Below are 21,866 nucleotides of genomic sequence, written 5' to 3'. Positions count from 1 at the left end.
GTTCATGCACGTCCTGACCCTCGTCGGCCCGGAGGCCGAAATCCTCGCCGCAGCTCTGTCGCTCGGCGAGGTCGTCGCGCTCGGCCCCGACGCGATCGACGTGACCTTCGACGTCGATCCGGCCCAGGTCCGCGAGCGCGTGATCGCCGCCATCGCCGACAAGCCCGTCGACTTCGCCATCCAGCCGGCCCTGAACCGCAGGAAGCGCCTGCTGATCGCCGACATGGACTCGACGATCATCAACGTCGAATGCCTGGACGAGCTGGCCGACTTCGCCGGCGTCAAGGACCAGGTCTCCGAGATCACCGAGCGCGCCATGCGCGGAGAGCTGGCCTTCGAGGGCGCGCTGCGCGAGCGGGTCGGCATGCTGAAGGGCCTGGCGACCACGGCCCTGCAGACCTGTTTCGACGAGCGCGTGCGGCTCAACCCCGGCGCCGAGACGCTGGTGAAGACCATGGCCGCGCACGGCGCCCGCTGCGCCCTGGTCTCGGGCGGTTTCACCTTCTTCACGAGCCGGGTGGCGCAGGCCGCCGGCTTCCACCTGAACCGGGCCAATACGCTGATCGAGGCCGACGACGCCCTGACCGGCGAGGTCGGCGATCCGATCCTCGGCAAGGAGGCCAAGCTGGCCGCCCTCAACGAGGAGACCGCCGCCCTGGGTCTGACCCCGGCCGACGCCCTGGCCGTGGGCGACGGCGCCAACGACCTGGCGATGATCGAGGCCGCCGGCCTGGGCGTCGCCTATCGCGCCAAGCCGATCGTGGCGGCCCGGGCCCACGCGAAGGTCGATCATGCCGACCTGACGGCGCTGCTCTACTTCCAGGGCTATCGCGCCGAGGAGTTCGCCCAGTGAGCTTCCCGCGCCGCGTCGAAGCGGTGGTCTTCGACATGGATGGCCTGCTGCTCGACACCGAGACCGTCTATCGCGCCGCGATGATCGACGCCGGCAAGGTGTTCGGCGCGCCGATCACGGCGGCGACCTACGCCTCGATGGTCGGCAAGACCAATCCCGAGTGCGCGGTGATGCTGCGCGAGCTTTATGGCGAGGACTTCCCCGTGAAGCCGTTCTTCGAGCGGCTGTGGACCGACGTCGAGCTGCTGCTCGAAGCCGAGATCCGGCTGAAGGACGGCGTCGAGGAGATCCTCGATCACCTGGACGACCTGGGCCTGCCACGCGCCATCGCCACCTCGAACGGCCTGCCGGCGGTGGAGCGGTATCTGGGCCGCTTCGACCTGCTGCCCCGTTTCCACGCGGTGGTCGCGCACCATGACGTGACGCGGCACAAGCCGTTCCCGGACCCGTACCTGCTGGCCGCCGAGCGGCTGGGCGTCGATCCTACGCTGTGCCTGGCGCTGGAGGATTCCCATCCCGGCGTCCGCGCGGCGCACGGGGCGGGGATGATGACGATCATGGTCCCGGACATCCTCGATCCGACCGAGGAGATGCACGAGAAGTGCGTCCACATCGCCGACAGCCTGCACGTCGTGCTCGACCTGCTGAAGCGACAGGCCTGAAGGTTCAGGCTTTCTTGGCCTGGGGATCGGCCGCCTCTTCCTCGGCGCCCCAGGCGGCCAGGAACTCGGTGAGCGCCGGCAGGCCCATCGGCCGGGCGATGTGATAGCCCTGGGCGATGTCGCAGCCCATGACCTGCAGCATGGCCAGAGCCTCGCGCGACTCCACGCCCTCGGCGACGACCTTGAGGCCCAGGCTGTGGGCCAGGTCGACGGTCGACTTGACCAGCAGGGCGTCCTTGGCTTCGCGATCCATGCCCATGACGAAGGCCTTGTCGATCTTCAGTTCGTCGGCGCGGATCTGCTTGAGATAGGCCAGGGACGACAGGCCCGAGCCGTAGTCGTCGATCGACACGGCGACGCCGGCGGCGGCGAACTGCTCCAGCACCTGCAGCGCCACGGCGGCGTTGCCGACCACGGCCGTCTCGGTGATCTCGAAGCACATGCGCGCGCCGGCCTGGGTGACGCGCTCGATAGCCTGACGGGCGAAGCCGAGGTCGTCGATCAGTCGGCCGGAGATATTGACCGACATCAGCAGGTCGTGGCCGGCGGCGCGCAGCACCTGCTGGTCGGCGATGGCCTGGTCGATGACGTAGTCGGTGAGGGCGCGGATGTGACCGGTCTCCTCGGCCATGCCGACGAAGAGGTCGGGACCCAGGAAGCCGCGGGTGGGGTGGATCCAGCGCACCAGGGCCTCGGCCCCGGTGATCGCGCCGGTGCGCAGATCGAGCTTAGGCTGGTGGTTGAGGAAGAGGGCGCCGGTGCGCACGGCCTCCAGCATCTCGCTCATCAGGGAGAGGTTGCTGGCCGGATCGCCATAGGCCGTCTCGTCGAAGGCGGCGGCCTTTTTGCCGGCGTCGCGGGCCTGGTCCAGGGCGATCATCGCCTGCTCGATCAGGCGGTGTGGGTCGCTTTCGCCCTGGCGGCCGGCGGCCAGGCCGTTGCTGACGTGGATGTCCACGAGGTCGCCGCCCAGGCGCACGGGCGCTTCCAGGATCGGCGTTGCCGAGGTCACGACGGCGACCGCCTCGTCGAGATCGGTGAAGCTGGAGACGACGCAGAGGGTCGAGGTGGTCAGCCGCCCGACCATGACGTCGGGATTGTGCGACCGGACCCGCTCGCCGATCTCGACGATTAGTTCGGTGGCCAGGGCGTAGCCGATGGCCCCGCGCACGAAGGTGAAGCGGTCCAGGCCCAGGGCGCCGATGATCACCGGCTGGCTCGGATCGGCGGCCATGCGGGCGGCGATCTCGGTTTCCAGGGCGTGGCGGTTGGCCAGGCCCGTCTCGGCGTCGTGCATGGCCAGGTGGGTGATCCGCGCCTCGCGGTCGCGGATGCCGTCGGCCATGCGGTTGAAGCTTTCGGCCAGGCGGCCGATCTCGTCGCGGGTCTGGACGGCGACCTGGACCTCGCGGCCCTGTTCCAGCTCCCGGGCGGCGGCGTCGAGCTCGGCGATGGGGCGGGCGAGGCCCCGCGAGAGCATCCAGCTGGCGGCGATCACTAGGGCCGCGCCGACCAGGCCGGCCAGCGCCACGGCGGCCAGCAGCAGCCGATAGGGCGCCAGGGCGAGGGCGAGGGGATAGCGCAGCACCAGGGCCGAGGCGCCGCCGCCCAGCGCCTTCAGCGGCTTGGCCAGCACCAGTTCGTCGCCGGCCGGACCCTGGACGCGGCCGGGGGCGCCGTCGCCCTTCAGGGCCTGGGCGACGAAGGCGGTGAGGGCCGGGGTCTGGCGGTCGGCGTCCTGGGCGCGCCACGGCTCGCCGTCGCGCGCCGTGGCGCGGCTGAAGACGTCGGCGTCGAGGCGGATCGCCGACAGCCGTTCCAGCGCCCGCATCTCACGGTCGTCGAGGCGGACGCCGAACACGACCCAGCCGGTGAGGGTGGGCGACAGGATCGGCGCCGAGATCAGCTGGTAGGGCTCGCCGCCGACCATGAAGACGCCGCCGGCGCCATCCTCGGCGTCGAGGGCGGTCCACAGGCGTTCGACGTCGAGCTTGGACGGATCGACGCCGGTCAGCTCGCCGTCGACGTTCATCATCACGGCGAGGTCCAGGCCCATGCGGCCGCGCAGGTTGGCCAGGGCGGACGTGATGGTCGGGGCGTCGCGGGTGGCGACGGCGGCGCGGAAGCCGAAGTCGCGCGACAGCAGGTCGGCGCCGTCGCGCAGGCGCTGGGTGCGCAGCGCCCAGACGCGGTCGAACACGCCGCCGGTGGCGGCCAGCTCCTGGCGCACCGCCTGCTGGGCCGTGGCCGCGATCGTCAGGTAGACGGTGACCGCGATCGCTCCCAGCGCCAGGGCGAAGAGCCCGGCGTAGAGGACGGTCAGTCTGGTCTGCAGACGGTGGAACATCGGGCGGCCCTAGTGGCTCATCGCCGCCGGGGCGCGCAGCTCGACCGAGACGTCCTGCGAGACCGCGCCGCGCAGGGCGGCGACCGGGACGGTCTTTTCGTTCTTGGGCGCGCGCAGATAGGGATGCCAGACCTTGACCACGACCGGGCCGTCCGGCGCGCCGCGGATCACGGCCTTGCCCGAGGCGTCGGTCTTGGCGGCGTACTGGGTGTCGACCACCTTGATGAAGCCGACCATCTGGTCGTGGATGTTGCAGCCGATGGCCGCCACGCCGACGGCGGGCATGCGCACGACCCGGTTCTCCTCGCGGCCGTAGAGCTTCAGCTCGAACTTGTTGCCGGCCGAGAACGAATAGACGTGGTGGCGCACCTTATCGAGGTTGGGGAACGAGACCTCGGCGCCGACCGGGGCGATCAGCACGAACGGGTTGAACTGGATGTTTTGCTGGGCGACGCGGTAAGGCCAATCGAACTTGATCGGCCCCTTGGTCGGCTGGCCGCCCGGGTAGACGGTGACGACGGCGTCGGCCACGGGCTTGCCGTCGCTCCCGCGCACCGCGAGCGTGAGGTCCGCCGCCATGGCGTGCGTCGAGAAAATCGCAACCGAAAATAGTATTGAGGCGATCTTGATCGAGCCGGCGACGATCTTGCGCATGATTTCCCCGAAGCTGAAGGACAAATTGTCGCAGCGCTGAAGTCTAACCATAGGCGAGATGTTCTAACGATTACGTAAAGTCTTGCCCCTAGCGTCGCCCGCATGGATTTCGGGGATCGGGGCGGCATGGGCGGGACGAAGACGGCGGTGCTGGCGGGCGCGGGTTGCGCCATGACGCTGGGGTGCGCGCTGTGGGGCGGATCGGCCCTGGCCGGCGAGATGGAGCCCGGGGGCAAGCTGCTGCTGACCGGCGGCGTCAGCGCCCTGGAAGGCAGCGCCGGCGGCGGCTTGTCGACCTGGGCGGTGATCGCCGGCAACGAGACCTCGCGCGGCGTCGGCGGCAAGGTCCACGCCACCTATGTCAACGTGCCCGACTACGAACTGCGCGCCTATGGCGGGGCGGTGGGGCTGTTCGACCGGGTCGAGCTGTCGCTCGCTCGCCAGGAATTCGACACTGGAGCGACGGGCGCCAAGCTGGGCCTCGGCAAAGGCTTCACCTTCAAGCAGGACGTGGTCGGCGTGAAGGTGCGGGTGCTGGGCGATCTGGTCTATGACCAGGACACCTGGGTTCCGCAGGTGGCCGTCGGCGCCCAGTGGAAGAAGAACGACCAGGGCGCGATCGTGCGGGCCGTGGGCGGCAAGGACGACAGCGGCGTCGACTACTACGCGGCCGCCACCAAGCTGCTGCTCGACAAGAGCCTGATCCTCAACGGCACGGTGCGGCTGACCAAGGCCAACCAGACGGGGCTGCTGGGCTTCGGCGGCGACAGGAACGACAGCTACCGGGCCCAGTTCGAGGGCTCGGCAGGCTGGCTGGTCAGCAAGCGCCTGGCGCTGGGGGCCGAGTACCGCACCAAGCCTGACAACCTGGGCTTCGCCAAGGAAAGCGACTGGGTCGACGTCTTCGCCGCCTACGCCGTCAACAAGACCGTCTCGGTGACCGTGGCCTATGTCGACCTGGGCGACATCGCCACCTTCAAGGACCAGCGCGGGCTCTATGTCTCGCTGCAGGCCGGCTTCTAGGAGCGCCAGATCATGATCCGCCACAACGCCCTCCGCGCGGCCCTGGCCGCTGGTTTCGCCCTCGGCTTCTCGAGCCTCGCCCAGGCCCAGGACGCCGCCGTTCCGCCCGGCGAGCAGCCGGTCGACCCTTACGTCCAGTCCAACGCCAACGCCGGGGCGACGCCGATGAGCGACAGGGCGGTGTTCGAGGCCTTCCACGGCCGCGAAGGCCTGGCCCGGATCACCAGCGATCTGGTGGACCGCAACCTCGCCGACCCCCGCATCAAGGACATCTTCGCCACCGCCGACGTCGTGCGCCTGAAGCGGACCCTGACAGAGCAGTTCTGCTACGTGCTGGGCGGCGGCTGCGACTACACCGGCAAGGACATGACCCAGGCCCACAAGGACCAGGGCATCACGCCCCGCGACTTCAACGCCCTGGTCGAGAACCTGCAGTGGGCGATGGACAAGGAAGGCGTGCCCTTCGCCGCCCAGAACAAGCTGCTCGCCAAGCTGGCCCCGATGGCGCGCCAGACGGTGGAGCGGCGGTAGTCGCCTACGGCGACCCCCTCCGGCCCTCCGGGCCACCTCCCCCAGAGGGGGAGGATCTGGTTGGCGCGGCGCTCTTCAAGATGCTCCCCCTCTGGGGGAGCTGTCGCGGAGCGACTGAGGGGGTAAGCACGGCGCTTCGTCCCCGCGCTTTCGCTGCGAGTGGATGAAGGGGAGCGGAGCGCCCGGGCGACGCCCGGAGGTGCTTTGTGTTGTTACCGTTTCGACGAAGCCAAGGCGCTCCGCGCGGTCGTTTGGCTGCCGGCTTCCCGGGCGGCGGCGCTCTTAACGCCTTACCAGGACCGCCTTCGAGGTTTCCCTGTCGGGCGGCGACGAGGAGAGGGGTGCTCTGTAATCCTCGCCCAAGCCGACGACGGGCGGGCCTGGCCAGCGCCAGGTCCCCGGACGCGACGGATCTTCCCAATCCGCCCCAATCCCGCTCGATCGCATCCCGCCGCCGCATGGTCGCTGGCCGCGCGCCCCTTCGGTGCGGCGAGACGGGGTTATTATGCGGGTGGTTTGAGCGCGTCTGATCCAGAGCGGTGAGAAAGTTGTAAGCGGCTGGATTTGTTGGGGTTTGGTTCGCCCCGGACGGGGGGGCAGCTTCGTCTGTCCCCGTCAGCCCCAATCCAAACTCCGTAAAATCCCCGCGAAAGCGGGGACCCAGGCTTTTTCTGAAACCTACGGCGCTCGACGATAAAACACCTGGGTCCCCGCTTTCGCGGGGATTTTACGGGAGAAGGGATGCGCTGAGCCCAGTCTCGCCCCCTCCGTCACGCTGCGTATCCGCAGCGCGCCACCTCCCCCGTTTCACGGGGGAGGAGCGAACTCGGCGGACAGGTCTGAGAGACCCCTCACCCGACCTCGCTCCGCGAGGCCACCCTCTCCCGCAAGGGGAGAGGGGTTACCCTGCCGGGCCCTTGTCGAAGTACTTGAAGAAGGCGCTGTCGGGGGAGAGCACCAGGGTGGTGTCGCCCTGGCCCAGCGATTGCTCGTAGGCCTGCATCGAGCGGTAGAAGGCGGCGAAGGAGGGGTCGCGGCCGAAGCTGGAGGCGAACAGCTGGGCGCGCTGGGCGTCGGCTTCGCCTCGGATCTTTTCGGCTTCCTCATAGGCGGTGGCGACGATCTCGCGGCGCTGCTGGTCGCCGATGGCGCGCAGTTCGGCGGCCTCCTGCTTGCGGGCCGTCTGCATGCGCTCGAACACCGCCTGCTGGTTGGGCTCGGGCAGGTCGGCGCGCTTGATGCGCACGTCGATGATCTCGAGCCCCAGCTGCGAGCCGGCGACCTGGCGGGCGACCTCGGTGCGGATGTCGGCCATGATCTCGGCGCGCTTGCCGGCGATCACGTCCTCGGAGTTCCGCCGGCCGATCTGCTCGCGCAGGGCGGCGTTGACGATGCGGTCGAGGCGATCGCGGGCCACGCTCTCGCGGCCGAGCTTGCGGTAGAACTGGCGCGGATCGGAGATGCGGTAGCGGACGAAGGCGTCGACGACGAGCTTCTCCTGGTCGGCGGCCGTGACCTCTTCCTGGTTGGCGGCGATGTCGATGTTGCGCTTGTCGAAGCGCAGCACCTTGTCGATCGGGGCCTTCAGGTGGAGGCCGGGGTCGAGGACCACGCGCACGGGATCGCCGAAGCGCACCACCAGGGCCTGTTGGCGCTGGTCGACCTGGTAGACGGTGGTCGACAGCAGGATCAGGGCGGCGAAGGCCGTGGCGCCGGCCGCGATCAGCGGGGTGTTGGGATTGCGGACGCGGCTCATCGGGCGGCTCCATCGACGGGCGCGGGAGCGACGCGCGGACGGAAGGTGTCGGACGGCAGGATCACCGGGGCGTTGGCGCCCTTGCTGTCGATGATGACCTTGTTGGACTTGGCCAGCACGCGCTGCATGGTCTCGATGTAGAGGCGCTCGCGGGTGACGCCGGGAGCCAGCTTGTACTGCTCGTAGACCTGGTTGAAGCGGGCCGCGTCGCCGGCGGCCTCGCGCACCACCTGCTCGCGGTAGCCCTTGGCCTGCTGGATGACGGTGGCCGCTTCGCCGCGGGCGATGTTGGCCGCCGACTGGGCGTTCTGGGCCGCGCGCTGCACGTCGCGGAACGCGTCGAGCACCGGGGCGGGGGTGGTGGCGACCTGGATGCGGACGCCTTCGATGCGCACGCCGATGTTGTAGCGGTCCAGAGTCTGCTGCATCAGCGCGCGGGTCTGGCTTTCGACCTGGCCGCGGCCGTTGGTGAGGATCGGGGTGAGGGCGGTCTTGCCGACCACCTCGCGCATGGCGCTTTCGGCCACGTCCTTGATCACGGCGTCGGGGGCGCGGACGTTGAACACGAACTTGCCGGCGTCCGACACGCTCCACTGGATGGTGAAGGACAGGTCGACGATGTTCTCGTCGCCGGTCAGCATCAGGCGCTCGGCCGGGACTTCCGCGCCGGGCACGCCGCCGACGTCGAGGGTCTGGATCGAGGTGACGGGCACGCGCTCGACGTCCTCGATGGGCCAGGGCAGGCGGTAGCGCAGGCCAGGATCGCTGGTGCGGCTGTAGGCGCCGAAGGTGGTGACCACGCCCTGCTGGTTGGGCTGGACGACATAGACGCCGGAGACCAGCCACAGGCCGACCACGGCTGCGGCGCCCAGCGCGATGGCCTTGCCGCGACCGGGGCCGCCGAAGGTCTCTCGCAGGCGGCCGGTCAGGCGATCGACCAGTTCGGCGACGTCGATAGGCGGCGGCGGAACGCCGGGCGGGCCGGGGGGGCGGCGTGTCGGGTCGGACTTGCGCCCGCCGTCGTTCTTGTCGTCGCCCGGCGGGGGCGAGCCCCAGGGGCCGGGTCCGGCGTTGTCGTTCCAGGGCATGGGCGGCGCTGTCTTCCCGTCGCTCGTTCTTGTTGGCGGAGGTTGCGGGCAACCTCCTTGGGCTTGTTGGTCCGGAGGCCGCGGGGCGACCTCCTCAGGCTTGTTGGCTGGCGGGGTTGTAAAACAAACCCCGCACGCGGATATGAGGACCCCCACGCGACAAGGCAAGACACTGACGTGACCGCAAGCTCTTCTGCAACTCCCGATGACGCCCGCGAGGCCCTCGATCGCATCGAGGATCCGGCCACGGGGCTGGGCCTGGTGAAGGCCGGCCTGGTGCAGGGGCTGGTGGTGCGCGAGGGCAAGGCCGGCTTCGTGCTGGAGGTGCCGGCCTCACGCGTGGGCGGCTACGCGCCGGTGCGCGAGGCGGCCGAGAAGGCGCTGGCGGCGCTGCCGGGGATCACCCGGGCCCAGGTGGTGCTCACCGCCCAGGCCCCGGCCGAGACGACCCGCGTGCGCAAGGGCGCGCGGGTGGCCGACGACCCGCAGGCCCAGGTCGCCCCGCCGCCGGCCTCGGAAAAGCCCGCCCACGTGCGCCACGTGATCGCCGTGGCCTCGGGCAAGGGCGGGGTGGGCAAGTCCACCGTCTCGACGAACCTCGCCTGCGCCCTGGCGGGCCTCGGCCTGAAGGTCGGGCTGCTGGACGCCGACATCTACGGCCCCTCGGCGCCCCGGATGATGGGCGTCGACGGCGAGCCGACCTTCGAAGACAAGAAGCTGCTGCCGCTCGAGGCCCACGGCGTGAAGCTGATGTCGATCGGCTTCATGGTCGACGAGGGCAGGGCGATGATCTGGCGCGGGCCGATGGCCTCGTCGGCGGTGCGCCAGCTGATCCACGACGTGGCCTGGGGTTCCGAGGCCGAGCCGCTGGACGTGATGGTGGTCGATCTGCCGCCGGGCACCGGCGATATCCACCTGACCCTGGTGCAGAAGCTGCGGATCGACGGCGTGGTGCTGGTCACCACCCCGCAGGAGATCGCCCTGATCGACGCCCGCCGGGCGGCGGCGATGTTCGCCAAGACCGCGACGCCGATCCTGGGCCTGATCGAGAACATGGCCTTCTTCGCCGACCCGGCGACCGGCGCGCCGATCCCGATCTTCGGCTCGGGCGGCGGGGTCGCGGAGGCGGAGGCGCTGGGCGTGCCGGTGCTGGCCCAGGTTCCGATCGAGATGGCCGTGCGCGAGGCCGGCGATGCGGGCCGGCCGGTGGTGCTGGCCGCGCCGGACAGCGCGGCGACCAAGGCGTTCGTGCAGGCGGCCAAGGCGGTTTGGGCGACGGTCGGGGGCTAAAACCCCCTCAGTCGCTCCGCGACAGCTCCCCCAGAGGGGGAGCATCTGCGCGGCGTAGATCCTCCCCCTCTGGGGGAGGTGGCCCAGAGGGCCGGAGGGGGTCTCCCCCGGACAAACAAAAAGGCCGCCCGGAGCGATCCGGGCGGCCTTTCCGTTTCAGAGGCTGGAAAGCCTTAGAAGGTCCAGCGGACGCCGGTCGAGAGCACGGCGCCCGAACCGGTGGCTTCGCCCTTCAGGACGGTCGTCGTGGCCGCGGCGGTGCCGGCGTACGAGACGTCGGTGCGGGTGATCACGGCCTTGTCGAAGTCGATGTAGCTGGCGCCGACGTCGAGCATCAGGTTCGGCTTGGCGGCCCAGGTGGCGCCGACGGCGTAGAGCATGCGGTCGCCGTCCGGCACGCGGGCGGTGCGGCCGTTTTCCGGCGTCGGGGTCGGGTCCTTCTGGACGCCGCCGCGCAGGGTCAGGCGAGGGGTCAGCTGGTGATCGACGCCGATGGCGATGGTCGTGATGTCCTTGTAGTCCTGGTCGATCACGGTGGTGCCGGCAGCGCGGGTGACGCGGATGGCGTCGAACTCGCTCCAGCCGATGCGGCTGACCGAGGCGTTCAGGGTGGTCTTCGGGGTCACGGCCCAGCGGGCGCCCAGGGTGGCCATCCACGGGGTGGTGATGGTGGCTTCACCGTCGAACGAACCGTTGCTGGCGGCCAGGACGCTGCTCAGGCCCGCGATCGTCACCTGGCCCTTCAGGGTGTGTTCGATCTTCGAGCGGTAGCTGGCGCCGACGGTCAGGGTCGAGGTCGGGCGGAACTGGCCGCCGACGGTCCAGCCGTAGTCCCAGCCGTCGCCGGTCAGCGACTGGCGGCCGGTGTCGGCCAGCAGCGGCGAGACCTGCGGCAGGGCGTTGGTCAGGTTCGCGTCGGCGTATTCGGCGCTGACGCCGACGCCCAGGTCGATCTGGTCGGTCAGGCGGTAGGCCACCGTGCCCTGGATGTCGATCGAGGTCAGGCGCGACTTCAGGGCGTCGTAGCGGGCGAAGTTGCCTTCACCGTACTTGGTGGTGAAGTTGTACGGGGCGGCGGTCGACAGGCCGACGACGATCTTGTCGTTCAGGCGCCAGGCGCCGGCGAAGTTCGGCAGCAGGCCGTTCAGGATCGGGTTGCTCTCGCGGGTTTCGCCGCTGATGGCGGTGGTCGCCTGGCCCGGACGGGTGATGGTCGAACCGGTGTTCTTGACGTCCGAGTTGACCAGGATGGCGTGCAGGCCGCCATAGACTTCGGCGTGCTCGACGCTGGCGATGGCGGCCGGGTTCCACCACAGGCTGGCGGCGCCGGTGTCGGCGACTTCGCCCGAATAGGCGCGGCCCGAACCGCGGACCGATTGTTCCTGCAGGTAGAAGCCCGAAGCCGAGGCTTGCGAGGCGGCGGCGAGGGCGACGACGGCCGCGCCGGCGGCCAGGAGCTTACGCGAGAGAGACATGACTGACGCACCTTCTAAGGGAGCTTGGGGAGGCTGTTCGGTCCGCCAAACGCCTTGCAGCGCTGGAGGTTGCTGTCGCCTCTAACTGATCTTTTCAAAAAACGTTGCTATTTATTCGCTTCGCGGTGAATTTTGTTCATCGCGTCAAAGAAATGGCGGCTTTTAGGCCTCACTCTATTCGTCGTTACGTCAGAAACGCCGGCTTCCCTTAGGTAAAGCCATGTATTCGCCTAAATCGCGAATGGCGCTCTTTTGACAATTTTGTCAGCTTTGAAAAGCGACGGGCGCGAGACCTGGATCCCGCGCCCGCGCCGTAATGCTTTACCTTAGGGAAGCTTCAGCCGCCGGCGAGCTTTCTGAAGAACTTCTGGCCCTGCTCGCCGCCGTTGAAATAGGCCTGCTGGCCCGGCTCGGCGGTGATCTGCTCCCAGCTGTCGCGAACTTCCTCGGCCGACAGCCCGCCTTCGCCCAGATAGACGCCTTCGGTCTCGAAGATCCGCGAGAGGGCGAAGGCGCCGGCGCCGGCGGTCAGGATCGCGCCGGTCGGGGCGTCTTCCGACACCAGGTAGACGACGCCGGGGGTGACGTATTCCGGCTTCAGCTTCTCCAGCACTTCCGGCGGCATCAGGCCCTCGGTCATGCGGGTGGCGGCCACGGGGCTGATGGCGTTGATCTTGACGTTGTTCTTGGCGCCTTCGAGCTTCAGCGTGTTCATCAGGCCCAACACCGCCATCTTGGCCGCGCCGTAGTTGGACTGGCCGAAGTTGCCGTACATGCCCGAGGACGAGGTGGTGACGACGATGCGGCCGTAGTTCTGGGCCTTCATGATGTCCCAGACGGCCTTGATCGGCTTGAAGGTGCCGAAGACGTGGACCTGGATCACGGCCTCGAAGTCGGCCAGCTCCATCTTGGTCAGGGTCTTGTCGCGCAGGATGCCGGCGTTGGCGACCAGGATGTCGATGCGGCCCCAGGTGTCGATCGTGGTCTTCACCAGGTCGGCGACGCCGGCGTCGTCGGTCACCGAGGCGCCGTGGGCGATGGCCTGCCCGCCGAAGGCCTCGATCTCGGCCACCACGGCCTTGGCGGCGTCGGACGAGCCGCCCGAGCCGTCGACGGATCCGCCCAGGTCGTTGACCACCACCTTGGCCCCGCGCCGGGCCAGCTCCAGGGCGTGCTGACGCCCGAGCCCGCCGCCCGCGCCCGTGACGATCGCCACCTGACCGTCGAAGCGAATGTCGTCCGCCATGCCCTAAGTCTCCCTCAAACGCGTGTTTGGTTTGGCGCGTTTGTGCGACCGCCGGGAGAGGGCGTCAAGGGCGCCCCCGCCTTGGGCTTCGTCGTCAGGTCTTCTTCGGCTTGGTCAGGCCGCCGGCCACCGGAGCGGTCGGCTTGTCGCGTTTGGTGCCGGCCTTCTTGCCGGGCTTCATGAACTTGACCAGCACGCGCTGGCCGACCAGCAGCGGGGCGCCGTCGGCGCTGACGACGACTTCGACGACGCGTTCGTCGCTGCGCTGGCTGGGGTCGTCGGAGGCCAGCTTGCGGGCGCCGAAGACGGCGGCGCGGCGCAGGACGCGGCCGACATAGACCTTGTCGGGGTCGCTCTCGGGCTGGATCTCGACCTCCTGTCCGGGCTTCACGTTGGGCAGGTCGGCCTCGACGATCTCGGCGCGGACGATGCGCTGGGTATCGGGCTCCAGATCGAACATCGAGGTGACGTTGAGGGTCGAGGCGCCGGCGCCGGGATTGGCGTAGCGGCGGGCGATGCGGCCGTTGGCCGGCGCGCGGATCACCGTCAGTTCTTGAGTGAAGTTGGCCTGGCCGACCTGGGCGGTGGCGACGGCGATGGCGGCCTGCTGGGCGCCGATATTGGCCTGGGCCTGGGCGATCTGGTCGCTGGCCTGGTCGAGGCGCTGGGCGGCGACGAAGTTTGAGGCCGACAGGTTCTGCAGGCGCTTGTACTCGCGCTGGGCGGTGCGCAGCTGCACCTGGTGCAGGGCCAGCTGGGCGCGGGCCGAGGCCAGGTTGGCGGCGGCGGTCTGGGCGGCCAGGCGCGGCTCGTCGTCCTCCTGCTTGGCGAGCGGCTGGCCGGCGACCACGACGTCGCCTTCCTGCACGAACACCTGGCGCACGATGCCCTGGCGGCGCGCGGCCACCTGGATCACGCCGCCCTCGACGTCGGCCTTGCCGTTGGCGATGGCCGCGTAGGGGGAGGGCTCTTCCTGGGCGGCGGCGACCTCGAGCTTCTTCTTTTTCTCGGCGGCCTGGCCCTTCACGTAGAAGAAGCCGCCCCCGAGCAGGCCGATGACGACGATGACGATCCAGAAGGCCGGACGGCGCAGGAACCTGGGCATGTGGAACTTCCCCCGGGAAATCAGTGGCTGAGCGGCGCGGGATCGGCGTCCGGCGTGCGGCGCACGTCGTCCAGGATCCGGCCGTCTTCGATGTGGATGACGCGGTCGGCATAGGCCTCGAGCCGCGGGTCGTGGGTCACGCAGATCACCGCCGCGCCGCGCTCGGTGGCGGCGGCGCGCAGCAGCTTGATCACCGTCTCGCCGCTCTTGCCGTCGAGGGCGGAGGTCGGTTCGTCGGCGAAGATCAGGTTGGGGTTCTTGGCGAGCGCCCGGGCGATGGCCACGCGCTGCTTCTCGCCGCCCGACAGTTCCGACGGGCGCTGGTTGACGCGGGGGCCAAGGCCCACGGACTCCAGCGCCGCCTGGGCGCGGCGGGCCGCCTCGCCCGGGCCGACGTCCTGGTACTTCAGCACCGTCATCACCTGCTGCTTGGCGGTGAGGGCGGGGAAGAGGTTGAAGCCCTGGAAGATGAAGCCGCAGTGATCCAGGCGGAAGCGGTCGATGCGGCCCGGCGGCAGCGCCCACAGGTCGTCGGCCTCCAGGGCCGAGACGTGGCCCTCGTCTGGCTTGAGCAGGCCCGACAGCGCCGCCACCAGGGTGGACTTGCCCGAGCCCGAGGGGCCCATGACCATGGTCACGTCGCCGTGGCGGGCGTTGAAGTCGACCCCCTTGAGCACCTCGATGAAGGTGCGGCCGGTCTTGAACCGCTTGACCAGGCCCTTGGCGGCCAGGGCGGTCTCGCCGCGCTTGTGGGCGTTGTTGTTTCCGCTCATCGCAGCAGGTCCGCGGGTTGGCTGTTCTTGAGGACGCCGAGCGACAGGAAGCCCGACAGCATGGCGATGACGACGAGGAAGACGGCGACGACCGCGACCAGCACCGGCGGGAAGTACATCGGCACGCCGCCGGCGACGGCCAGCAGGCTGACCAGCCAGGTCAGCAGGCCCGCGGCGAACACGCCGACGATCCCGACCCAGAAGGAAAGCTCCATGACGATGTTGCGCAGGTCGCCCATGGAGACGCCCAGGGCCCGCAGGGAGGCGAACTCCTTGATGTTGGCCATGATCGCCCCGCGCAGGGTCTGCCAGGTGATGGCCACGCCGATCAGCAGGCCCAGGAACGCCGAGAAGCCCAGCATGATGCCGATGATCTGGTCTTCCAGCATGGCCCCGGAATTGGCGTCGGCCAGTTCCTGGCGGGTCCAGGCGCGGAACTTGCCGTCGGCCTTCTTGTTGAGCTGGGCGGCGACGACCTCGGCGTGGGCCGGGTCGCGGATCTGCACCATCAGGGGACCGACGCGCTGGCCGGTGTCGGCCTCGCCCAGCATCCGCAGGGTGTCGCGCGACATGACCAGGGTGGGCTGGATGATGTTGGGATAGCCGGTGGTGACCACGCCGATGGTGATGGTCTTGCCGTTGTAGAGGGCCTTGTCGCCCTTCTTGACGCCCAGCCGCTTGAGCGCCGTCTGGTCGACGGCCACGGCGTAGGGGCGGCGCAGGGCCTCGATCATCGAACTGGTGTAGTCGGTCGGCACGGTCACATAGCCGGGGATGGCGTCGATGACGGTGACGTTGACGAACTCGGTCTTGCGGCCGTTGCCGCCCTTTTCGCCGCGCTTGGCGCGGGCCTCGGCCTTGGCCGTCTCCTCGGGCGAGAGGATGTTCTGGAAGCGGCCGCCCGAACCGTCGAGCGGGGCGACCTGGATCACCTCCGGGTGGCTGTAGACCAGCGGGATCATCCGGCGGGGCAGGCCCGAGGGGCCGCCGAACAGCGCCTTGGCGCCGGGGCCCAGCACCATGATGTCGGCGCGGGCGCGGTCGATCTGGGCGGTGAAGCCCTTGCCGATGCCGACGAACATGCCGACCTGCGCCAGCACCAGCAGGCCCGAGAAGGCCAGGGCGACGACGGCCGCCATGTATCGACGCCACTCGTACAGCAACGTGGCCAAGGCCAACGACATTACGGACTGCTCCCCCAATTCACGGTTGTAGGAGAACAGTGGGATCGCCGTGCGGCCAAGTTAAATCGGGGTAAGCTAAATCCCTTCGACGAAACGCCGTGCGCGAGCACGTTTGTTGCGTCGGCACGCCGACACCCGAAACAGGGCTGGCGAAACAGGGCTGGCGGCGGCGGTTCGGCTTGGTTATGAGGTGTTACATTGTACGCCGGTATCGGCATCGGCGACGCCCAGGTAATCATCCGCGTCAGGGACACGCGTTAGGCAAGGACGCCTCATGAAGATTTCGACTTTGGCCGCTTCGGCCCTGGTGCTCTCGTTCGCGGCCGCCGGCGCCGCCCAGGCCGACGAGGGGATGTGGACCTTCGACAACTTCCCCTCGGCCAAGGTCAAGCAGACCTACGGCGTCGACATCGACCAGAAGTGGCTCGACACCGTGCGCGCCTCGGCCGTGCGCCTGACCACCGGTTGCTCGGCCTCGGTGGTGTCGGGGCAGGGCCTCGTCCTGACCAACAACCACTGCGTGGCCGACTGTTCGCAGTCGCTGTCGAGCGAGGGCAAGGACTACGTCAAGGACGGCTTCCTGACCGGCGCGCGCGAGGAAGAACTGAAGTGCGCGGGCATGCAGGCCGAGGTGCTGCTGTCGATCGTCGACGTCACCGACCAGGTGAAGGCCGCGGGCGCGGGCAAGACCGGCCAGGACTTCGTCAAGGCGCGGGACGCCGCCTTCGCCACCGCCGAGCTGGCCGCCTGCGGCCAGGACAAGACCCTGCGCTGCCAGACCATCAGCTTCTACCGGGGCGGCCAGTACAAGGTGTACAAGTACCGCCGCTACGCCGACGTGCGCCTGGTGTTCGCGCCGGAATACGCCACGGCCTTCTTCGGCGGCGACCCGGACAACTTCAACTTCCCGCGCTTCAACCTCGATAGCGCCTTCCTGCGCCTGTACGAGGACGGCAAGCCGGCGGTGACCCCGAACCACCTGACCTGGCGCGCCACCGCCCCGGTCGAGGGCGAGCCGACCTTCGTGGCCGGCAATCCGGGCACCACCCAGCGCCAGCTGACCGTCTCGCAGCTGGAGACCAACCGCGACCTGATCATCCCGGTCGGCCAATTGCAGCGCTCGGAGATGCGCGGCCGCCTGATCCAGTTCGGCGAGCGGAGCGAAGAGAACAAGCGCATCGCCAACCAGCCGCTGGCCGGGGTGGAGAACAGCTTCAAGGTGTTCTTCGGCCAGCAGTTCGTGCTGAGCGACAAGAAGTTCATGGACGCCAAGCGCGCCGCCGAGACCGACCTGAAGGCCAAGGTCGCGGCCGATCCCAAGCTGTCGGCCGAGATCGGCGATCCGTGGGGCGAGATCGACAAGGCGCAGGTCGCCCTTGCCGACCAGTTCGTGGCCATGCGCCAGCTGGAGACCTCGGCCGGCGGCGGTTCGGACCTCTACGGCTACGCCCGCACCCTGGTGCGCGGCGCCCAGGAACGCGCCAAGCCCGCGGCCGAGCGCCTCCCGGAATATGCCGACACCCGCCTGCCGCTGGCCGAGAAGCGCCTGCTGGACGTCAAGCCGGTCGATGCGCCGCTGGAGCAGCTCTATCTGGAGCACTGGCTGCTGAAGACCCGCGAGTACCTGACCGCCGACGCGCCGGCGGTGAAGCTGCTGCTGGGCAAGGAAAGCCCCGAGGGCCTGTCGGCCCGCCTGGTCGCCGGCAGCAAGCTGGCCGATCCGGCCGTGCGTAAGGCGCTGTGGGACGGGGGGCTGGCCGCCGTTCAGGCCTCGGACGACCCGATGATCCAGTTCGTGCTGAAGACCGAAGGCGCGGGCCGCGAGGTGCGCAAGACCTACGAGGCCACCGTCACCGCGCCGACCGACGCGGCGGCCGAGCGCATCGCCAAGGCCCGTTTCGCGGTGCTGGGCGACAGCGTCTATCCGGACGCGACGTTCTCCCTGCGCCTGTCGTACGGCAAGGTCGCCGGCTGGACCCATCGCGGCCGCACGATCACGCCGTTCACCGACTTCGCCGGCTTCTACGACCGCGTCACCGGCGCCGAGCCCTTCGAGGCCGCGCCGCGCTGGATCGCCGCCAAGGACAAGCTGAACCCCAAGACGGTCTACGACTACGTCACCACCAACGACATCATCGGCGGCAATTCCGGCTCGCCGGTGATCGACGCCAAGGGCCGGGTGATCGGGGCCGCCTTCGACGGCAACATCCACTCGCTGGGCGGCGCCTTCGGCTATGACGGTTCGATCAACCGCACCGTGGTGGTCTCGACGGCGGCGATCACCGAGGCCCTGACCAAGGTCTACGGCCGCGAGGCGCTGGTGAAGGAACTGGTCTCGGGGAAATGATCCTGACCCCTCTCCCCTTGTGGGAGAGGGTGGCCTCCCGGAGGGAGGTCGGGTGAGGGGTCTCTCAGACATCGAACGCCGCGACAGCCGATCGGCCGTCGCGGCGTTTTGCGTTTGTGCGACCCCTCATCCGTCGGCCTTCGGCCGCCACCTTCTCCCGCAAGGGGAGAAGGATCGGGATGGTTCACATTTCATCACTGCAACACGCTGAAATGTGGAATGTTTTTCGCTGGTGTCGGAGCGCGCCCGGGGCAAGGGCGCGCGTTTCTCGCGCTTCGTGCGCGTCCACCGGCACCAGGAGAAATCGCCTTGAGCGTTTCCAGCCTGAGCAGTTCTTCGATCATGCAGCAGCTGCTGCAGTCGATGCGCAGCTCCTCAACGACGTCCGCGGCCAGCGCCACGTCGTCGTCCAGTGGCTCGTCCACTGGGCAAGAAATGCAGGTCGGCAGCGGTTCACCCCCGCCGCCGCCCCCGCCGGCCATGAGCTCGCAAGGCTCCAGCGGCGAAAGTTTCAGCTCCGAAACCCTCGGCTCGCTGCTTTCCATGCAGGAAGGCGGCACGAGCCAGATGGGGGGAATGGGCGGCGGGCAGGGGATCTTCGAATCCCTCGACACCGACGCCGACGGAACCCTGTCGAGCGACGAGCTGACCACGGCCCTGAGCAGCGCGCTCGGCGAGTCGGACGACGTGTCGTCGGCCGTCGAGAGCCTGATCTCGGACGGCGACAGCGACGGCGACGGCACGCTGTCGGGCGACGAGTTCGCGGCCCTGGCCCAGGCTTCGGGCGGCGCGGGCCCGATGGGCGGTCCGCCGCCCGGACCTCCGCCGAGCGAGAGCGCGGGCGGTGGTGAAGGCGGTGGTGGTGGCGGCGCCGGCGGCGCAGCCGCGGCCAGCCAGGTGTTCGACGCCCTCGACACCAACCAGGACGGCACCGTCTCGGCCGCTGAACTGGCCGCGGCCGACACCGACAGCAGCGACGCGGCCTCCGCCGCCTCCAGCCTGATCTCGGCCGCCGACAGCGACGGCGACGGCAGCCTGTCGAGCACGGAATTCTCCAGCCTGCTGGATCCGAGCTCCGACAGCGCTTCCAGCGTGATGGACACCTTGTCCAGCTCGAACCTGGCGTCCGAGATGATGCAGAAGCTGCTTCAGCAGCTGGCCGATGCGATGACCACCAGCACCGCCAGCGACGACAGCTCCAGCAGCTCGACCTCGACCCAGTCGGTGAACATCGCCGCCTGATCGGACTGAAGCCCTCCCCCTCGATGGGGGAGGGTTGGGTGGGGGTGGCTCGGGCCTTGCCGGCTGAACCGCCGCGTCACCCCCATCCCCGACCCTTCCCCCATCCGCCAACGGGAAGGGAGAGCGGACGTGACTGCAATTCGGCGGTGATTGTTCGCCCGGGAGGCGCCGGCGCCCGCGACGCCAAAGGTTAAGCAAGCCGCTTGCGCCGGACGCGCTTGTGTTGGACAAACTGGCCCCTTGGTCGGCGTCGCGGGGGCGTCGCTACATAATTCAAGGTTCTGCCGTTGCTTTTCCGTCCTGAGAACGTCCAGGCCCTCGCCGGCCTGGCGCTCACCCTGGGCCTCTGCTGGCTCGTCTCCGAAAATCGCAAGCGCTTCCCGTGGGTGCTGGCCGTCGGCGCCCTGATCATCCAGGTCGGCCTGGTGGTGCTCCTGTTCGGCCTGCCTCAGGCCCAGCAGATGCTGCGCGGCGTCAACGGCGCGGTCGAGGGCCTCGGCGCCTCCACCCAGGCCGGCACGGCCTTCGTGTTCGGCTTCCTGGCCGGCGGCGACCAGCCCTATCCGGTGAGCAATCCGGGCGCGGGCTTCATCTTCGCCTTCCGCGTCATGCCGGTGATCCTGGTGGTCTGCGCCCTGTCGGCGCTGCTGTGGCACTGGAAGATCCTGAAGTGGGCCGCCCAAGGCTTCGGCTTCGTGTTCCAGAAGACCCTGGGCCTGCGCGGCCCGCCGGCCCTGGCCACCGCCGCCACCATCTTCATGGGCCAGATCGAAGGCCCGATCTTCATCCGCGCCTATCTCGACAAGCTGAGCCGCTCGGAACTCTTCATGCTGATCACGGTCGGCATGGCCTGCGTCAGCGGCTCGACCATGGTGGCCTACGCCACCATCCTGGCCGACGTGCTGCCCAACGCCGCGGCCCACGTGCTGACCGCCTCGATCATCTCGGCCCCGGCCGGCGTGCTGCTGGCCCGCATCGTCGTGCCGTCGGATCCGCTGGAAAAGGGCGGCGATCTCGATCTCGCCACCGAGGACAAGACCTACGGCAGCTCGATCGACGCCGTGATGAAGGGCACCACCGACGGCCTGCAGATCGCGCTGAACGTCGGCGCGACCCTGATCGTGTTCGTGGCCCTGGCCACCATGCTCGACAAGTTCCTGGCCATGCTGCCGGCCATCGGCGGCCAGCCGCTGAGCCTGACGCGCGGCCTGGGCGTGGTGTTCTCGCCCCTGGCCTGGTCGATGGGCATTCCCTGGAAGGAAGCCGGCGCCGCCGGCGGCCTGCTGGGCACAAAGCTGATCCTCACCGAGTTCACCGCCTTCATCCAGATGGCCAAGACCGGCGCGGCCACGCTCGACGAGCGCTCGCGGATGATCATGACCTATGCGCTGTGCGGCTTCGCCAACATCGGCTCGGTCGGCATGAACGTCGCCGGCTTCTCGGTGCTGGTGCCCCAGCGTCGCCAGGAAGTGCTGAGCCTGGTGTGGAAGGCCATGCTGGCCGGCTTCCTGGCCACCTGCCTGACCGGTTCGCTGATCGGCCTGATGCCGCGGGCGCTGTTCGGGCTGTAAGGCTCTTTCCTTCCGCTACGAAAACGAACGATCCTCCCGGCCAAAACCGGGAGGATTTTTCGTTGAAGCTCTATGACAGCCGTCGCGCGCCCAATCCGCGCCGGGTGCGGTGGTTCATGGCCGAGAAAGGGATCGAGGACGTCGAGATCGTCGAGGTCGACATCTTCTCCGGCCAGCACCGCGCGCCCGACTACATGGCCAGGGCCGGCCTGCCCAACGTGCCCGCGCTGGAGATGGACGACGGGACCACGATCACCGAGTCGGTGGCCATCTGCCGCTATCTGGAAAGCGTCTATCCCGAGCCGAACCTGTTCGGCGCCGACCCGCGCGAGACGGCGATCATCGAGATGTGGGCGCGGCGGGCCGAGATGCTGGTGGCCACGCCCCTGATGCTGACCGTGCGCCACAGCCATCCGGCCCTGGCGGCGATCGAGACCCAGGTCCCCGAAGTGGCCGCCAACAACCGCGCCGCCGCCGAGAAGGGGATCAAGGTGCTGGACCGCCGGCTGGCCGACAGCCCGTTCATCGCCGGCGACCGGGTGACCATCGCCGACATCCTGGCGGTGACCGGCATCGACTTCGCGCGGATGGCTCGGTTCCGGCCGGATCCGGCGCTGGTCAACGTCAAGCGCTGGCTGGACGAGATGAACGCCCGCCCTGCGGCGAAGGCGGGGGTGTAGGTAAGGGGGCGAGGCGGAGCCTCCGTAGCCGGCCTTGCC

The 21,866-nt window shown here is 69.2% G+C and carries 18 protein-coding genes; 9 read left to right on the top strand and 9 right to left on the bottom strand.

The window, feature by feature from the left end; all coding sequences use genetic code 11:
• Positions 1-4: 4 nt before the first annotated feature.
• Both serB and AC07NG_RS14185 read left to right on the top strand, forming a co-directional pair.
• Complete coding sequence (gene serB, locus AC07NG_RS14190) at positions 5-853, top strand: phosphoserine phosphatase SerB (protein WP_492857184.1); 849 nt, start codon at positions 5-7, stop codon at positions 851-853.
• On the top strand, positions 850-1,515 hold the full coding sequence (locus tag AC07NG_RS14185) for an HAD family hydrolase (protein ID WP_494594662.1): 666 nt from the start codon (positions 850-852) through the stop codon (positions 1,513-1,515). The genes serB and AC07NG_RS14185 overlap by 4 nt, the downstream gene beginning before the upstream one ends.
• Before the next feature lie 4 nt (positions 1,516-1,519).
• Here AC07NG_RS14185 and AC07NG_RS14180 read toward each other — a convergent pair whose 3' ends face one another.
• The gene (locus AC07NG_RS14180; protein ID WP_494594660.1) at positions 1,520-3,862 is read right to left on the bottom strand and encodes a putative bifunctional diguanylate cyclase/phosphodiesterase; all 2,343 of its coding nucleotides are present in this window, start codon (positions 3,860-3,862) and stop codon (positions 1,520-1,522) included.
• A 9-nt stretch (positions 3,863-3,871) separates the two neighbouring features.
• Entirely contained in the window at positions 3,872-4,516 is a 645-nt protein-coding gene (locus AC07NG_RS14175) for a cupredoxin domain-containing protein (protein ID WP_494594658.1), read from the bottom strand.
• A gap of 126 nt (positions 4,517-4,642) precedes the next feature.
• Between AC07NG_RS14175 and AC07NG_RS14170 the strand changes: the two genes are divergently transcribed.
• Complete coding sequence (locus AC07NG_RS14170) at positions 4,643-5,539, top strand: DUF3034 family protein (protein ID WP_494594656.1); 897 nt, start codon at positions 4,643-4,645, stop codon at positions 5,537-5,539.
• Between the two features lie 12 nt (positions 5,540-5,551).
• The gene (locus AC07NG_RS14165; RefSeq protein ID WP_494594655.1) at positions 5,552-6,070 is read left to right on the top strand and encodes a group I truncated hemoglobin; all 519 of its coding nucleotides are present in this window, start codon (positions 5,552-5,554) and stop codon (positions 6,068-6,070) included.
• A gap of 901 nt (positions 6,071-6,971) precedes the next feature.
• Here AC07NG_RS14165 and hflC read toward each other — a convergent pair.
• The gene (hflC, locus tag AC07NG_RS14160) at positions 6,972-7,826 is read right to left on the bottom strand and encodes a protease modulator HflC (RefSeq protein WP_487289703.1); all 855 of its coding nucleotides are present in this window, start codon (positions 7,824-7,826) and stop codon (positions 6,972-6,974) included.
• Complete coding sequence (gene hflK / locus AC07NG_RS14155; protein WP_487289704.1) at positions 7,823-8,914, bottom strand: FtsH protease activity modulator HflK; 1,092 nt, start codon at positions 8,912-8,914, stop codon at positions 7,823-7,825. The genes hflC and hflK overlap by 4 nt, the downstream gene beginning before the upstream one ends.
• A 177-nt stretch (positions 8,915-9,091) precedes the next feature.
• Here hflK and AC07NG_RS14150 point away from each other — a divergent pair, with 177 nt between their 5' ends.
• Positions 9,092-10,204, top strand: coding sequence for an Mrp/NBP35 family ATP-binding protein (locus AC07NG_RS14150; RefSeq protein ID WP_494594653.1), 1,113 nt, complete (start codon positions 9,092-9,094; stop codon positions 10,202-10,204).
• A 173-nt stretch (positions 10,205-10,377) separates the two neighbouring features.
• Here AC07NG_RS14150 and AC07NG_RS14145 read toward each other — a convergent pair whose 3' ends face one another.
• The 5 genes from AC07NG_RS14145 to AC07NG_RS14125 form a co-directional block, all read right to left on the bottom strand.
• Positions 10,378-11,679, bottom strand: coding sequence for an outer membrane protein transport protein (locus tag AC07NG_RS14145; RefSeq protein ID WP_110120618.1), 1,302 nt, complete (start codon positions 11,677-11,679; stop codon positions 10,378-10,380).
• Positions 11,680-12,016: 337 nt separating this feature from the next.
• Complete coding sequence (locus AC07NG_RS14140) at positions 12,017-12,925, bottom strand: SDR family NAD(P)-dependent oxidoreductase (RefSeq protein WP_487289707.1); 909 nt, start codon at positions 12,923-12,925, stop codon at positions 12,017-12,019.
• A 94-nt stretch (positions 12,926-13,019) separates the two neighbouring features.
• Complete coding sequence (locus AC07NG_RS14135; RefSeq protein ID WP_494594650.1) at positions 13,020-14,030, bottom strand: HlyD family secretion protein; 1,011 nt, start codon at positions 14,028-14,030, stop codon at positions 13,020-13,022.
• Positions 14,031-14,050: 20 nt separating this feature from the next.
• Positions 14,051-14,803 carry an ABC transporter ATP-binding protein gene (locus AC07NG_RS14130; RefSeq protein WP_492857196.1) on the bottom strand — a complete coding sequence of 251 codons (753 nt, stop codon included), beginning with the start codon at positions 14,801-14,803 and terminating at the stop codon, positions 14,051-14,053.
• Positions 14,800-15,987, bottom strand: a complete 1,188-nt coding sequence (locus AC07NG_RS14125) for an ABC transporter permease (protein WP_487289710.1) — start codon at positions 15,985-15,987, stop codon at positions 14,800-14,802. Before AC07NG_RS14125 ends, AC07NG_RS14130 begins: the two co-directional genes overlap by 4 nt.
• A 274-nt stretch (positions 15,988-16,261) precedes the next feature.
• Here AC07NG_RS14125 and AC07NG_RS14120 point away from each other — a divergent pair, with 274 nt between their 5' ends.
• The 4 genes from AC07NG_RS14120 (at position 16,262) to AC07NG_RS14105 (ending at position 21,827) form a co-directional block, all read left to right on the top strand.
• On the top strand, positions 16,262-18,334 hold the full coding sequence (locus tag AC07NG_RS14120) for a S46 family peptidase (RefSeq protein ID WP_494594649.1): 2,073 nt from the start codon (positions 16,262-16,264) through the stop codon (positions 18,332-18,334).
• Between the two features lie 309 nt (positions 18,335-18,643).
• The gene (locus AC07NG_RS14115) at positions 18,644-19,576 is read left to right on the top strand and encodes an EF-hand domain-containing protein (protein ID WP_494594647.1); all 933 of its coding nucleotides are present in this window, start codon (positions 18,644-18,646) and stop codon (positions 19,574-19,576) included.
• 287 nt (positions 19,577-19,863) lie between these two features.
• Entirely contained in the window at positions 19,864-21,147 is a 1,284-nt protein-coding gene (locus tag AC07NG_RS14110) for a NupC/NupG family nucleoside CNT transporter (RefSeq protein WP_110120624.1), read from the top strand.
• Positions 21,148-21,209: 62 nt separating this feature from the next.
• A complete protein-coding gene (locus AC07NG_RS14105) occupies positions 21,210-21,827 on the top strand; it encodes a glutathione S-transferase family protein (protein WP_494594645.1) in 618 nt (205 codons plus the stop codon).
• Positions 21,828-21,866 lie beyond the last annotated feature (39 nt).

Source organism: Caulobacter sp. GW821-FHT10C03 (genome assembly GCF_059415485.1).
The sequence above is the reverse complement of the archived record's forward strand: the minus strand, read 5'-3'. Positions and strand labels throughout refer to the sequence as shown.

Coding starts and splice junctions, on each gene's coding strand:
- AC07NG_RS14145 (WP_110120618.1), bottom strand. CDS start 11,679: ATGTCTCTCTCGCGTAAGCTCCTGGCCGCCGGCGCGGCCGTCGTCGCC.
- AC07NG_RS14125 (WP_487289710.1), bottom strand. CDS start 15,987: ATGTCGTTGGCCTTGGCCACGTTGCTGTACGAGTGGCGTCGATACATG.
- AC07NG_RS14135 (WP_494594650.1), bottom strand. CDS start 14,030: ATGCCCAGGTTCCTGCGCCGTCCGGCCTTCTGGATCGTCATCGTCGTC.
- hflC (WP_487289703.1), bottom strand. CDS start 7,826: ATGAGCCGCGTCCGCAATCCCAACACCCCGCTGATCGCGGCCGGCGCC.
- hflK (WP_487289704.1), bottom strand. CDS start 8,914: ATGCCCTGGAACGACAACGCCGGACCCGGCCCCTGGGGCTCGCCCCCG.
- AC07NG_RS14130 (WP_492857196.1), bottom strand. CDS start 14,803: ATGAGCGGAAACAACAACGCCCACAAGCGCGGCGAGACCGCCCTGGCC.
- AC07NG_RS14170 (WP_494594656.1), top strand. CDS start 4,643: ATGGGCGGGACGAAGACGGCGGTGCTGGCGGGCGCGGGTTGCGCCATG.
- AC07NG_RS14120 (WP_494594649.1), top strand. CDS start 16,262: ATGAAGATTTCGACTTTGGCCGCTTCGGCCCTGGTGCTCTCGTTCGCG.
- serB (WP_492857184.1), top strand. CDS start 5: ATGCACGTCCTGACCCTCGTCGGCCCGGAGGCCGAAATCCTCGCCGCA.
- AC07NG_RS14140 (WP_487289707.1), bottom strand. CDS start 12,925: ATGGCGGACGACATTCGCTTCGACGGTCAGGTGGCGATCGTCACGGGC.
- AC07NG_RS14180 (WP_494594660.1), bottom strand. CDS start 3,862: ATGTTCCACCGTCTGCAGACCAGACTGACCGTCCTCTACGCCGGGCTC.
- AC07NG_RS14165 (WP_494594655.1), top strand. CDS start 5,552: ATGATCCGCCACAACGCCCTCCGCGCGGCCCTGGCCGCTGGTTTCGCC.
- AC07NG_RS14175 (WP_494594658.1), bottom strand. CDS start 4,516: ATGCGCAAGATCGTCGCCGGCTCGATCAAGATCGCCTCAATACTATTT.